The 13,502-nt window shown below is 54.6% G+C and carries 11 protein-coding genes; all 11 read left to right on the top strand.

Annotated elements, in window-relative coordinates; translation table 11 throughout:
• Positions 1-60: 60 nt before the first annotated feature.
• The 11 genes from rimP (at position 61) to mtr (ending at position 13,461) form a co-directional block, all read left to right on the top strand.
• Positions 61-513, top strand: coding sequence for a ribosome maturation factor RimP (rimP, locus tag N6P30_RS04285; RefSeq protein WP_014833432.1), 453 nt, complete (start codon positions 61-63; stop codon positions 511-513).
• Positions 514-541: 28 nt separating this feature from the next.
• Positions 542-2,044: a transcription termination factor NusA gene (nusA, locus tag N6P30_RS04280; protein ID WP_023294660.1), complete on the top strand. Its 1,503-nt coding sequence runs from the start codon at positions 542-544 to the stop codon at positions 2,042-2,044.
• 24 nt (positions 2,045-2,068) lie between these two features.
• A complete protein-coding gene (infB, locus tag N6P30_RS04275; RefSeq protein ID WP_008501472.1) occupies positions 2,069-4,756 on the top strand; it encodes a translation initiation factor IF-2 in 2,688 nt (895 codons plus the stop codon).
• Between the two features lie 89 nt (positions 4,757-4,845).
• The gene (gene rbfA / locus N6P30_RS04270) at positions 4,846-5,250 is read left to right on the top strand and encodes a 30S ribosome-binding factor RbfA (protein ID WP_003024988.1); all 405 of its coding nucleotides are present in this window, start codon (positions 4,846-4,848) and stop codon (positions 5,248-5,250) included.
• Positions 5,250-6,200 carry a tRNA pseudouridine(55) synthase TruB gene (truB, locus tag N6P30_RS04265; protein WP_023294659.1) on the top strand — a complete coding sequence of 317 codons (951 nt, stop codon included), beginning with the start codon at positions 5,250-5,252 and terminating at the stop codon, positions 6,198-6,200. The genes rbfA and truB overlap by 1 nt, the downstream gene beginning before the upstream one ends.
• Before the next feature lie 154 nt (positions 6,201-6,354).
• Positions 6,355-6,624: a 30S ribosomal protein S15 gene (gene rpsO / locus N6P30_RS04260; RefSeq protein WP_003861789.1), complete on the top strand. Its 270-nt coding sequence runs from the start codon at positions 6,355-6,357 to the stop codon at positions 6,622-6,624.
• A 242-nt stretch (positions 6,625-6,866) separates the two neighbouring features.
• Complete coding sequence (pnp, locus tag N6P30_RS04255; RefSeq protein ID WP_008501475.1) at positions 6,867-9,005, top strand: polyribonucleotide nucleotidyltransferase; 2,139 nt, start codon at positions 6,867-6,869, stop codon at positions 9,003-9,005.
• Between the two features lie 108 nt (positions 9,006-9,113).
• Positions 9,114-9,998, top strand: coding sequence for a lipoprotein NlpI (nlpI, locus tag N6P30_RS04250; RefSeq protein ID WP_008501476.1), 885 nt, complete (start codon positions 9,114-9,116; stop codon positions 9,996-9,998).
• A gap of 107 nt (positions 9,999-10,105) precedes the next feature.
• Positions 10,106-10,186, top strand: a complete 81-nt coding sequence (gene yrbN / locus N6P30_RS24615) for a protein YrbN (RefSeq protein WP_100122156.1) — start codon at positions 10,106-10,108, stop codon at positions 10,184-10,186.
• The gene (locus tag N6P30_RS04245; RefSeq protein WP_021242253.1) at positions 10,179-12,074 is read left to right on the top strand and encodes a DEAD/DEAH family ATP-dependent RNA helicase; all 1,896 of its coding nucleotides are present in this window, start codon (positions 10,179-10,181) and stop codon (positions 12,072-12,074) included. Before yrbN ends, N6P30_RS04245 begins: the two co-directional genes overlap by 8 nt.
• A 142-nt stretch (positions 12,075-12,216) precedes the next feature.
• Positions 12,217-13,461, top strand: coding sequence for a tryptophan permease (gene mtr, locus N6P30_RS04240; RefSeq protein ID WP_008501478.1), 1,245 nt, complete (start codon positions 12,217-12,219; stop codon positions 13,459-13,461).
• Positions 13,462-13,502: the final 41 nt, after the last annotated feature.

Genomic DNA, 13,502 nt, shown 5'->3' with positions numbered 1-13,502 from the left:
TGTTATCTGACTACAGAATAACTGGGCTTTACGCCCTTTTTTTATGTCTTGGGGGTGGGCTTGTCCACATTAGAGCAAAAATTAACAGAGATGATTACTGCACCGGTCGAAGCACTGGGCTACGAACTGGTCGGCATCGAATTCGTTCGCGGCCGTACATCGACGCTGCGCATCTATATTGATAGTGAAGATGGCATCAATGTTGATGATTGTGCTGATGTCAGCCACCAGGTGAGTGCGGTTCTTGATGTTGAAGACCCAATTACCGTTGCGTACAACCTGGAAGTTTCCTCACCTGGCCTCGATCGCCCGATGTTCACGGCCGAGCACTATGTGCGCTTTACCGGTGAAGAAGTGGCTCTCGTTCTGCGTATGGCCGTACAGAACCGCCGTAAATGGCAGGGAATTATCAAAGCCGTTGATGGTGAAATGATCACGGTGACAGTCGAAGGCAAAGATGAAGTGTTCGCGCTGAGTAATATCCAGAAGGCGAACCTGGTTCCCCACTTTTAACAGTCTGGATTGAGGTGAAAAGCCCGCGATGAACAAAGAAATTTTGGCTGTTGTTGAAGCCGTCTCCAACGAGAAATCACTGCCGCGTGAGAAGATTTTTGAAGCGCTGGAAAGTGCACTGGCTACAGCAACCAAGAAAAAATACGAACAAGAGATCGATGTTCGCGTAGAAATCGATCGTAAAAGCGGTGACTTCGATACATTCCGTCGTTGGGTAATCGTTGAAGAAGTGACCCAGCCGACTAAAGAGATCACGCTGGAAGCCGCCCGTTTTGAAGACGAAAGTCTGAACGTGGGTGACTACGTTGAAGATCAGATTGAGTCTGTGACCTTCGACCGTATCACTACCCAGACCGCTAAACAGGTTATCGTGCAGAAAGTGCGCGAAGCCGAGCGCGCGCTGGTTGTCGATCAGTTCCGCGATCAGGAAGGCGAAATCATCACCGGCGTGGTGAAGAAAGTGAACCGCGACAACATCTCTCTGGAGATCAAATCCGAAGGGTTGCCGGGTAACGCGGAAGCCGTGATCCTGCGTGAAGATATGCTGCCGCGTGAAAACTTCCGTCCGGGCGACCGTATTCGTGGTGTTCTGTACGCTGTGCGTCCAGAAGCTCGCGGTGCGCAGCTGTTCGTGACCCGTTCTAAACCAGAAATGCTGGTAGAACTGTTCCGTATCGAAGTACCGGAAATCGGTGAAGAAGTTATCGAAATTAAAGCGGCGGCTCGCGATCCGGGCTCCCGTGCGAAAATTGCGGTGAAAACCAACGACAAGCGTATCGACCCGGTCGGTGCTTGCGTCGGTATGCGCGGTGCGCGTGTCCAGGCAGTTTCTACTGAGCTGGGCGGCGAACGTATTGATATCGTTCTGTGGGATGACAACCCGGCGCAGTTCGTGATCAACGCAATGGCTCCGGCTGATGTGGCGTCTATCGTTGTTGACGAAGACAAACACACCATGGATATCGCTGTTGAAGCGGGCAACCTGGCGCAGGCAATCGGCCGTAACGGTCAGAACGTACGCCTGGCGTCACAGCTGAGCGGCTGGGAACTCAACGTCATGACCGTTGATGACCTGCAGGCTAAGCATCAGGCTGAAGCCCATGCGGCGATCGATACCTTCACCAAATACCTGGATATTGACGAAGATTTCGCCACTGTTCTGGTTGAAGAAGGTTTCTCTACGCTGGAAGAACTGGCCTATGTGCCAATGAAAGAGCTGCTGGAAATTGACGGTCTGGATGAACCAACCGTTGAAGCCCTGCGTGAACGCGCTAAAAACGCACTGACCACCCTGGCACTGGCTCAGGAAGAAAGCCTTGGCGATAACAAGCCGGCTGATGACCTGCTGAAACTGGAAGGTCTTGATCGTGCGATTGCGTTCAAGCTGGCTGCCCGTGGTGTTTGTACGCTGGAAGATCTCGCTGAACAAGGCGTTGATGACCTGGCTGATATCGAAGGTTTAACCGACGAGAAAGCCGGCGAGCTCATCATGGCCGCACGTAATATTTGCTGGTTCGGCGACGAAGCGTAATAAACTGTAGCAGGAAGGAACAGCATGACTGATGTAACTGTAAAATCGCTGGCTGCTGAGATTCAGACCTCCGTGGACCGCCTGGTACAGCAATTTGCTGATGCAGGGATCCCGAAGTCCGCTGATGACTCGGTGACCGCGCAAGAAAAACAAACCTTGTTAACGCACCTGAACCGTGAACACGGCTCTACGCCTGACAAGTTAACGCTGCAGCGCAAAACGCGTAGCACGTTAAACATCCCTGGTACCGGTGGCAAAAGCAAATCGGTACAAATTGAAGTCCGCAAGACGCGCACCTTTGTAAAACGTGATCCGCAAGAGGCAGAACGCCTTGCCGCGGAAGAGCAGGCACAGCGTGAAGCGGAAGAACAAGCTCAGCGTGAGGCGGAAGCAGCCGCTAAACGTGAAGCAGAATTAAAAGCTGAACGTGAGGCCGCAGAAAAAGCGAAACGCGACGCAAGTGATAAAGTGAAGCGTGACGCTGCGGAAAAAGACAAAGTGAGCAATCAACAGACAGACGAAATGACCAAAACCGCCCAGGCTGAAAAAGCCCGCCGTGAAAATGAAGCTGCCGAGCTGAAGCGTAAAGCGGAAGAAGAAGCCCGCCGTAAGCTGGAAGAAGAAGCTCGCCGCGTCGCCGAAGAAGCGCGTCGCATGGCAGAAGAAAATGAGAAGAACGGTGTTGATACCGCTGAGCAGTCTGAAGACACCAGCGACTATCACGTGACCACTTCTCAGCACGCACGTCAGGCTGAAGATGATAACGACCGTGAAGTAGAAGGCGGCCGTGGCCGTGGTCGTAATGCAAAAGCAGCGCGTCCGGCGAAAAAAGGCAACAAGCACGCGGAATCCAAAGCTGACCGTGAAGAAGCACGTGCGGCTGTTCGCGGTGGTAAAGGCGGCAAGCGTAAAGGTTCCGCTCTGCAGCAGGGCTTCCAGAAGCCGGCTCAGGCCGTTAACCGTGACGTTGTGATCGGCGAAACCATTACCGTTGGCGAACTGGCGAACAAGATGGCGGTTAAAGGCTCTCAGGTCATCAAAGCAATGATGAAGCTGGGCGCGATGGCAACCATCAACCAGGTGATCGATCAGGAAACCGCACAGCTGGTTGCGGAAGAGATGGGCCACAAAGTTATCCTGCGTCGTGAAAACGAGCTGGAAGAAGCAGTAATGAGCGACCGTGACACAGGTGCTGCGGCAGAACCGCGCGCACCGGTAGTGACCATCATGGGTCACGTTGACCACGGTAAAACCTCGCTGCTTGACTATATTCGCTCTACCAAGGTTGCCTCTGGCGAAGCGGGTGGTATTACTCAGCACATCGGTGCATACCACGTAGAAACTGACAACGGTATGATCACCTTCCTGGATACCCCAGGCCACGCCGCGTTTACCTCCATGCGTGCTCGTGGTGCTCAGGCGACGGATATCGTTGTTCTGGTTGTTGCTGCAGACGACGGCGTCATGCCGCAGACCATCGAAGCTATCCAGCACGCGAAAGCAGCGGGTGTGCCGGTTGTGGTTGCAGTGAACAAGATCGATAAGCCAGAAGCGGATCCCGATCGTGTTAAAAACGAACTTTCCCAGTACGGTATCCTGCCGGAAGAGTGGGGCGGCGAAAGCCAGTTCGTACACGTGTCTGCGAAAGCGGGTACCGGTATCGACGAACTGCTGGACGCGATCCTGCTGCAGGCCGAAGTTCTGGAGCTGAAAGCCATCCGTAACGGTATGGCGAGCGGTGCGGTTATCGAATCCTTCCTGGATAAAGGACGTGGCCCTGTTGCTACCGTTCTGGTTCGTGAAGGTACGCTGCATAAAGGCGATATCGTTCTGTGCGGTTTCGAATACGGTCGCGTTCGTGCGATGCGTAACGAACTGGGTCAGGAAGTGCTGGAAGCAGGTCCGTCCATTCCAGTGGAAATCCTGGGCCTGTCCGGTGTTCCGGCTGCTGGTGACGAAGTGACCGTGGTGCGTGACGAGAAGAAAGCGCGTGAAGTGGCACTGTATCGTCAGGGCAAATTCCGTGAAGTTAAACTGGCTCGTCAGCAGAAATCTAAACTCGAGAACATGTTTGCCAACATGACCGATGGCGAAGTTCACGAAGTGAACATCGTTCTGAAAGCCGACGTTCAGGGTTCTGTGGAAGCGATCTCCGACTCCTTGCTGAAACTGTCTACCGACGAAGTGAAAGTGAAGATCATCGGTTCTGGCGTAGGTGGTATCACCGAAACCGACGCGACCCTGGCTGCTGCCTCCAACGCTATCCTGGTTGGCTTCAACGTTCGTGCGGATGCCTCTGCGCGTAAAGTGATTGAATCCGAAAGCCTGGATCTGCGTTACTACTCCGTCATCTATAACCTGATCGACGAAGTGAAAGCAGCGATGAGCGGTATGCTGTCTCCTGAGCTGAAACAGCAGATCATCGGTCTGGCTGAAGTACGTGACGTGTTCAAATCACCGAAATTCGGTGCGATCGCGGGCTGTATGGTTACCGAAGGTAACATCAAGCGTCACAACCCAATCCGCGTACTGCGTGACAACGTGGTTATCTACGAAGGCGAGCTGGAATCCCTGCGCCGCTTCAAAGATGACGTTAACGAAGTCCGTAACGGCATGGAATGTGGTATCGGCGTGAAGAACTACAACGACGTTCGCGTTGGCGATATGATCGAAGTGTTCGAGATCATCGAAATTCAGCGTACCATCGCTTAATTTCCGATTGTAAGCCGGGATCGCCTCGCGCCACCCGGCAATAATTTCAAAAAGGGGCTTTAGCCCCTTTTTTGTCTGGAGAATTTATTATGGCGAAAGAATTTGGTCGCCCTCAGCGCGTAGCGCAGGAAATGCAGAAAGAGATCGCACTCATTCTGCAACGTGAAATCAAAGACCCGCGCGTCGGCATGATGACCACCGTTTCCGGTGTCGAAATGTCCCGCGATTTGGCCTATGCCAAAGTGTTCGTCACCTTCCTGAACGATCAGGACGAAGCCGCAGTGAAGAACGGCATTAAAGCGCTGCAGGAAGCCTCTGGTTTCATCCGCTCTCTGCTCGGCAAAGCGATGCGCCTGCGTATCGTGCCTGAACTGACCTTCTTCTACGACAACTCGCTGGTCGAAGGTATGCGTATGTCCAACCTGGTGACCAGCGTGGTTAAACATGACGATGAGCGTCGTGTTAACCCGGCGGACGACAGCAAGGAGGACTGATGAGTCGTCCTCGTCGTCGTGGTCGCGACGTGCATGGTGTGCTGCTGCTGGATAAACCCCAGGGCGCTTCCAGCAACGACGTGCTGCAAAAAGTGAAGCGTATTTATAACGCCAACCGTGCGGGCCACACCGGCGCGCTCGATCCGCTGGCAACCGGCATGCTGCCGATCTGCCTGGGAGAGGCGACAAAGTTTTCCCAGTACCTGCTCGACTCCGATAAGCGTTACCGCGTTATCGCTAAGCTGGGCCAGCGCACGGATACCTCCGACGCGGATGGCCAGGTCGTGGAAGAGCGTCCGGTGACCTTTAGTGCGGAGCAGCTTGATGCGGCGCTGGAGAGCTTCCGTGGGGAGACGATGCAGGTGCCGTCGATGTATTCGGCGCTGAAGTATCAGGGCAAAAAACTCTACGAATACGCGCGCCAGGGTATTGACGTCCCGCGTGAAGCCCGTCCGATTACCGTGTATGAGCTGCTCTTTATTCGCCACGAAGGTGATGAGCTGGAGCTGGAAGTGCACTGTTCGAAAGGGACCTATATTCGCACCATCATTGATGACCTCGGTGAAAAGCTGGGCTGCGGCGCACATGTGATTTACCTGCGTCGCCTTGCGGTGAGCAAGTACCCGGTAGAGCGGATGGTGACTCTGGAACAGCTGCGCGAGCTGGTTGAACAGGCTGAAGCGCAGGGGATTGCGCCGGCAGAGCTGCTCGATCCACTGCTGATGCCGATGGACAGTCCGGCTGCGGACTTCCCGGTTGTTAATCTTCCTTTAACATCGTCCGTTTACTTTAAGAACGGCAATCCGGTTCGTACAGCGGATGCACCGCTGGAAGGCCTGGTACGCGTGACTGAAGGTGACGAAGGGAAATTCATCGGCATGGGCGAAATGGATGGCGAAGGGCGCGTTGCGCCGCGTCGTCTGGTCGTCGAATATCCGGTCGACGCGTGACGGTGATAACGGCTCACCTTGCGATAAGCAGGGGAGACGAGTAGAATATCGCCGCTTAACGCCTGGTAAATTGTTTAACAATCTGCGGGGCGTACATGGGATTGCTGAATTAGAGATCGGCATCCTTACATTCTTTATACTTTGGAGTTTGAAAATGTCTCTAAGCGTTGAAGCTAAAGCTAAAATCGTTTCTGAGTTTGGTCGTGGTACTAACGACAGCGGTTCTACCGAAGTTCAGGTTGCACTGCTGACTGCACAGATTAACCACCTGCAGGGTCACTTTGCAGAGCACAAAAAAGATCACCACAGCCGTCGTGGTCTGCTGCGTATGGTTTCTCAGCGTCGTAAACTGCTCGACTACCTGAAACGTAAAGATGTTGCACGCTACACCGCGCTGATCGAGCGTCTGGGTCTGCGTCGCTAAGTCTTGCGAGTTTCAGAAAAGGGGGCCTGATGGCCCCTTTTTTCAAGCAGACGGCAGCAATTCACTGGAAACTATTGTATTGTTGCTATAAATGATCTTCATTGCAGAGGTTCGCGCGGCTAATGAGAGGCTTCACCCAGGGGGGTGTTGGTTGTCATTAGTCGCGAGGATGCGAAGAAGGTCGGGTCAAATCGACAGCACACCGGTGGTGTGCTGTCAAACATTTAAGAAAGGACAGAACTTTGCTGAATCCGATCGTTCGTAAATTCCAGTATGGTCAACATACCGTCACGCTGGAAACTGGCATGATGGCACGTCAGGCGACTGCTGCCGTTATGGTAAGCATGGATGACACTGCGGTATTCGTTACCGTTGTGGGCCAGAAAAAAGCTAAACCAGGTCAGGACTTCTTCCCGCTGACCGTTAACTACCAGGAGCGTACCTACGCTGCCGGTAAAATCCCGGGTGGCTTCTTCCGTCGTGAAGGCCGTCCAAGCGAAGGCGAAACCCTGATCGCGCGTCTGATTGACCGCCCGGTTCGTCCGCTGTTCCCGGAAGGCTTCGTTAACGAAGTACAGGTTATCGCGACCGTTGTTTCCGTTAACCCACAGGTTAACCCGGACATCGTGGCGATGATCGGTGCGTCCGCTGCCCTGTCACTGTCTGGTATTCCATTCAATGGCCCAATCGGTGCCGCGCGCGTCGGTTACATCAACGACCAGTACGTGCTGAACCCAACTCAGGAAGAGCTGAAAGAAAGTAAGCTGGACCTGGTGGTTGCGGGTACTGAAGCCGCTGTGCTGATGGTTGAATCCGAAGCTGAACTGCTGAGCGAAGACCAGATGCTGGGCGCTGTGGTCTTCGGCCATGACCAGCAGCAGGTTGTTATCCAGAACATCAACGACCTGGTGAAAGAAGCCGGTAAACCACGTTGGGACTGGCAGCCAGAAGCGGCCAACGACGCGCTGAACGCACGCGTTGCAGCTCTGGCAGAATCTCGTCTGAGCGATGCATACCGCATCACCGACAAACAGGAGCGTTACGCTCAGGTTGATGTGATCAAATCTGAAGTAACCGCGACCCTGGTTGCCGAAGACGAAACGCTGGACGCTAACGAAATTGGCGAAATCCTGCACGCTATCGAGAAAAACGTTGTTCGTAGCCGCGTGCTGGCTGGCGAGCCGCGTATCGATGGCCGTGAAAAAGACATGATCCGTGGTCTGGATGTGCGTACTGGCGTGCTGCCACGTACTCACGGTTCTGCGCTGTTCACCCGTGGTGAAACGCAGGCGCTGGTTACCGCGACCCTGGGTACAGCCCGTGACGCGCAGATCATCGACGAACTGATGGGCGAGCGCACTGACAGCTTCCTGTTCCACTACAACTTCCCTCCGTACTCCGTCGGTGAAACCGGCATGGTTGGTTCACCGAAGCGTCGTGAAATTGGTCACGGTCGTCTGGCGAAGCGCGGCGTGCTGGCAGTGATGCCAGAAGCAGACAAATTCCCGTACACCGTACGTGTGGTGTCTGAAATCACCGAATCTAACGGTTCTTCTTCCATGGCTTCCGTGTGTGGTGCCTCTCTGGCGCTGATGGATGCAGGCGTGCCAATCAAAGCCGCCGTTGCGGGTATCGCAATGGGCCTGGTGAAAGAAGGCGACAACTATGTTGTTCTGTCTGACATTCTGGGCGACGAAGACCACCTGGGCGATATGGACTTCAAAGTAGCGGGTTCCCGCGACGGTATCTCTGCGCTGCAGATGGATATCAAAATTGAAGGTATCACCAAAGAGATCATGCAGGTTGCGCTGAACCAGGCTAAAGGTGCACGTTTGCACATCCTGGGCGTGATGGAACAGGCTATCAACGCGCCACGCGGTGATATCTCTGAATTCGCACCGCGTATTCACACCATCAAGATCAATCCAGACAAGATCAAAGATGTTATCGGTAAGGGCGGTTCCGTTATCCGTGCACTGACCGAAGAGACCGGCACCACCATCGAAATCGAAGATGACGGTACCGTGAAGATCGCAGCAACCGACGGCGAGAAAGCGAAATTCGCGATCCGTCGCATCGAAGAAATCACTGCAGAAATCGAAGTGGGCCGCGTCTATGCAGGTAAAGTGACCCGTATCGTTGACTTTGGCGCGTTCGTTGCCATCGGCGGCGGTAAAGAAGGTCTGGTTCACATCTCTCAGATCGCTGACAAGCGCGTTGAGAAAGTGACCGATTACCTGCAGATGGGTCAGGAAGTGCCGGTTAAAGTTCTGGAAGTCGATCGCCAGGGCCGTATCCGTCTGAGCATTAAAGAAGCAACCGAGCAGTCTCAGCCAGCTGCTGCGCCAGAAGCACAGGCAGCAGAACAGCAAGGCGAGTAAGTTGCCATTTGCCCTCCGCTTTGCGGAGGGCCTATTATCAGGCAGGACGCCTTGTTAAGCCGCCGGGGGACAGGACGTTCATCCAATAGTTGTCTTCGGGAGTGGGAAATGAAGCCTTTTTTGCGCTGGTGTTTCGTTGCGACAGCTTTAACGCTGGCAGGATGCAGCAACTCTGCCTGGCGTAAGAGCGAAGTCCTCGCAGTGCCATTGCAACCGACTTTGCAGCAGGAAGTGATCCTGGCACGCATGGAACAAATACTTGCCAGTCGGGCTTTAACCGATGACGAACGCGCACAGCTTTTATATGAGCGCGGAGTGTTGTATGATAGTCTCGGTCTGAGGGCATTGGCGCGAAATGATTTTTCACAAGCGCTGGCTATCCGACCTGATATGCCTGAAGTATTCAATTACTTAGGCATTTATTTAACGCAGGCAGGCAATTTTGATGCTGCCTATGAAGCGTTTGATTCTGTACTTGAGCTTGATCCAACTTACAACTACGCGCACTTGAATCGCGGTATCGCATTGTATTACGGCGGTCGTGACAAGTTAGCGCAAGATGATCTGCTGGCGTTTTATCAAGACGATCCTAATGATCCTTTCCGTAGCCTGTGGCTTTACATCGTTGAGCGGAAGCTCGATGAGAAGCAGGCAAAAGAGGCACTGAAACAGCGCTTCGATAAATCGGACAAGGAACAGTGGGGATGGAACATTGTCGAGTTCTACCTGGGCAACATTAGCGAAGCAACGCTGATGGAACGCCTCAAGGCGGACGCAACGGATAACACCTCGCTCGCTGAGCATCTCAGTGAAACCAACTTCTATTTAGGTAAGTACTACCTAAGTCTGGGGGATAAGGACAGCGCTACGGCACTGTTCAAATTAGCGGTTGCTAACAACGTACACAACTTCGTTGAGCACCGTTATGCATTGTTGGAATTATCGCTCTTGGGCCAGGAGCAAGACGACCTGGCAGAATCGGACCAGCAATAGCTGACGACATAAACATCAGCCCGTAATCTTTTGATTGCCATCACCTTAACTGGTGAGGGCGTTGTTGTTCGTCAATACACCTACTTTGAGCCGGTTCACACTTTTCAATGAAAATTGCTAATCATTTTCACGATGAGCTAAGTAGACTGGCCGCCATTGACATTGAGGCACTCGTACTACATGGCTGAATTCGAAACCACTTTTGCAGATCTGGGCCTGAAGGCTCCTATCCTTGAAGCCCTTAACGATCTGGGTTACGAAAAACCATCTCCGATCCAGGCTGAGTGTATCCCACACCTGCTTTCTGGTCGTGACGTGCTGGGCATGGCCCAGACTGGTAGCGGTAAAACTGCAGCGTTCTCGCTGCCGCTGCTGAACAACATTGATCCGGACCTGCGTGCACCGCAGATCCTCGTTCTGGCTCCAACCCGTGAACTGGCTGTTCAGGTTGCAGAAGCCATGACGGAATTCTCTAAACATATGCGCGGCGTAAACGTGGTTGCCCTGTATGGCGGCCAGCGTTATGACGTGCAGTTACGCGCCCTGCGCCAGGGCCCACAGATTGTTGTCGGTACGCCGGGCCGTCTGCTGGATCACCTGAAGCGCGGTACCCTGGACCTCTCTAAACTGAGCGGTCTGGTACTGGATGAAGCAGATGAAATGCTGCGTATGGGCTTCATCGAAGACGTTGAAACCATCATGGCGCAGATCCCGGACGGTCATCAGACCGCGCTGTTCTCTGCCACCATGCCGGAAGCGATTCGTCGTATCACCAAACGCTTCATGAAAGAACCTCAGGAAGTGCGTATTCAGTCCAGCGTAACCACTCGCCCGGACATCAGCCAGAGCTACTGGTCTGTATACGGCATGCGTAAAAACGAAGCGCTGGTACGTTTCCTGGAAGCGGAAGATTTTGATGCGGCGATTATCTTCGTTCGTACCAAAAATGCGACCCTGGAAGTGGCTGAAGCACTGGAGCGTAGCGGCTACAACAGCGCAGCGCTGAACGGCGACATGAACCAGGCCCTGCGTGAGCAGACTCTGGAGCGTCTGAAAGACGGTCGTCTGGATATCCTGATTGCAACCGACGTGGCAGCACGTGGTCTGGACGTTGAGCGTATCAGCCTGGTTGTTAACTACGACATCCCGATGGATTCCGAGTCTTACGTTCACCGTATCGGCCGTACCGGTCGTGCGGGTCGTGCTGGCCGTGCGCTGCTGTTCGTTGAGAACCGCGAGCGTCGTCTGCTGCGTAACATCGAACGCACCATGAAGCTGACCATTCCAGAAGCGGACCTGCCAAACGCAGAGCTGCTGGGCAAACGCCGTCTGGAAAAATTCGCCGCCAAAGTACAGCAGCAGCTGGAAAGCAGCGATCTGGATCAGTACCGTGCGCTGCTGTCGCAGATTCAGCCTGTTGCTGAAGGCGAAGAGCTGGACATGGAAACCCTGGCTGCAGCACTGCTGAAAATGGCTCAGGGCGAACGTAGCCTGATCGTGCCACCAGATGCACCGATGCGTCCTAAGCGTGAATTCCGTGACCGTGACGACCGCTTCGAACGTCGTGGCGACCGTAACGATCGTGGCCCACGTGGTGACCGTCCAGAGCGTGGTGGTGAAGACCGTCCTCGTCGTGAACGTCGCGACGCAGGCGATATGGAACTGTACCGCATTGAAGTGGGCCGTGATGATGGTGTTGAAGTTCGTCACATCGTTGGCGCTATCGCTAACGAAGGCGACATCAGCAGCCGTTACATTGGTAACATCAAGCTGTTCGCCTCCCACTCTACCATCGAGCTGCCGAAAGGCATGCCGGGTGAAGTACTGCAGCACTTTACGCGTACCCGCATCCTGAACAAGCCGATGAACATGCAGCTGCTGGGCGATGCACAGCCACGCCCTGACCGTGGCGGCGAACGTCGTGGCGGTGGTCGCGGTTTCGGCGGCGAGCGTCGTGAAGGCGGTCGCAGCGAAGGTCGCGGTGGTGAAGGTCGTCGTTTCTCCGGCGAGCGCCGTGAAAGCCGTGGCCCGCGTCGTGAAGAAGGCACCAGCCGTCGTCGTTTCGGTGACGCGTAAGCCTTACGCTTTTGACGTAAAGTAAAATATACAGCCCCGATACATGCTATCGGGGCTTTTTTTATTCCCTTTGTACTCTTGTACTGGTACAGTGCGTCGCATTAAAATGCAGAACCGCATGATTGACTGGAGAAAAGGCTGTATGGCGACACTAACCACCACCCAAACGTCACCTTCGCTGCTTGGCGGCGTGGTGATCATCGGCGGAACCATTATAGGTGCCGGGATGTTCTCCCTGCCCGTGGTCATGTCCGGTGCGTGGTTCTTCTGGTCGCTGGCCGCGCTGGTCTTTACCTGGTTCTGTATGCTCCATTCCGGACTAATGATCCTCGAAGCCAACCTGAACTACCGCATTGGCGCGAGCTTCGACACCATCACCAAAGACCTGCTGGGCAAAGGCTGGAACCTGGTGAACGGGCTGTCCATCGCGTTTGTGCTCTATATCCTGACCTACGCGTATATCTCGGCAAGCGGTTCGATTCTGCATCACACCTTCTCGGAGATGTCGCTGAACGTACCGGCGCGTCTGGCCGGGCTGTGCTTTGCGCTGGGCGTGGCGTTTATCGTCTGGATGAGTACCAAAGCGGTGAGCCGGATGACGGCGATCGTGCTGGGCGCGAAGGTCATCACCTTCTTCCTGACCTTCGGCAGCCTGCTGGGGCACGTGACGCCTGCCACGCTGTTTAACGTTGCCGAAGTGAATACCTCCTATACGCCGTACCTGCTGATGACCCTGCCGTTCTGCCTGGCGTCGTTTGGCTACCACGGTAACGTGCCGAGCCTGATGAAGTACTACGGCAAAGATCCGCGCACGATTGTGAAGTGTCTGGTCTACGGCACGCTGCTGGCGCTGGCGCTGTACGTCATCTGGCTGCTCGGGACGATGGGCAATATCCCGCGCCCGGAGTTTATCGGTATTGCGCAGAAGGGCGGTAACATTGATGTGCTGGTGCAGGCCCTGAGCGGCGTGCTGAACAGCCGCAGCCTGGATCTGCTGCTGGTGATCTTCTCTAACTTCGCGGTGGCGAGTTCATTCCTCGGCGTGACCCTAGGGTTGTTTGACTACCTGGCGGATCTGTTTGGCTTTGATGACTCTGCGATGGGCCGCTTCAAAACCGCGCTGCTGACCTTCCTGCCGCCGATTGTGGGCGGCCTGCTGTGGCCGAACGGTTTCCTGTACGCCATCGGCTATGCCGGTCTGGCGGCGACCATCTGGGCGGCAATTGTGCCGGCGCTGTTGGCCCGCAAATCACGTAAACGCTTCGGCAGCCCGAAATTCCGCGTCTGGGGCGGCAAGCCGATGATTGCGCTGATCCTGGTGTTTGGCGCGGGCAATGCCCTGGTACACGTGCTGTCGAGTTTTAATCTGTTGCCGGTGTACCAGTAAACATTTTGTGCCGGATGGCGGCTACGCCTTATCCGGCCTAC

Origin of the sequence: Enterobacter sp. PL1 (assembly GCF_945957325.1) — a bacterium.
In the GTDB taxonomy this organism is placed as follows: Bacteria; Pseudomonadota; Gammaproteobacteria; order Enterobacterales; family Enterobacteriaceae; genus Enterobacter; species Enterobacter roggenkampii.
Note: the sequence above shows the minus strand (reverse complement) of the source record. Positions and strands in the feature narration are given on the sequence as shown.

Bases quoted from the DNA above. Each gene is read 5' to 3' on its own strand.
- nusA (WP_023294660.1), top strand. From the start codon at position 542: ATGAACAAAGAAATTTTGGCTGTTGTTGAAGCCGTCTCCAACGAGAAA.
- infB (WP_008501472.1), top strand. From the start codon at position 2,069: ATGACTGATGTAACTGTAAAATCGCTGGCTGCTGAGATTCAGACCTCC.
- rbfA (WP_003024988.1), top strand. From the start codon at position 4,846: ATGGCGAAAGAATTTGGTCGCCCTCAGCGCGTAGCGCAGGAAATGCAG.
- truB (WP_023294659.1), top strand. From the start codon at position 5,250: ATGAGTCGTCCTCGTCGTCGTGGTCGCGACGTGCATGGTGTGCTGCTG.
- rpsO (WP_003861789.1), top strand. From the start codon at position 6,355: ATGTCTCTAAGCGTTGAAGCTAAAGCTAAAATCGTTTCTGAGTTTGGT.
- nlpI (WP_008501476.1), top strand. From the start codon at position 9,114: ATGAAGCCTTTTTTGCGCTGGTGTTTCGTTGCGACAGCTTTAACGCTG.
- yrbN (WP_100122156.1), top strand. From the start codon at position 10,106: ATGAAAATTGCTAATCATTTTCACGATGAGCTAAGTAGACTGGCCGCC.
- N6P30_RS04245 (WP_021242253.1), top strand. From the start codon at position 10,179: ATGGCTGAATTCGAAACCACTTTTGCAGATCTGGGCCTGAAGGCTCCT.
- mtr (WP_008501478.1), top strand. From the start codon at position 12,217: ATGGCGACACTAACCACCACCCAAACGTCACCTTCGCTGCTTGGCGGC.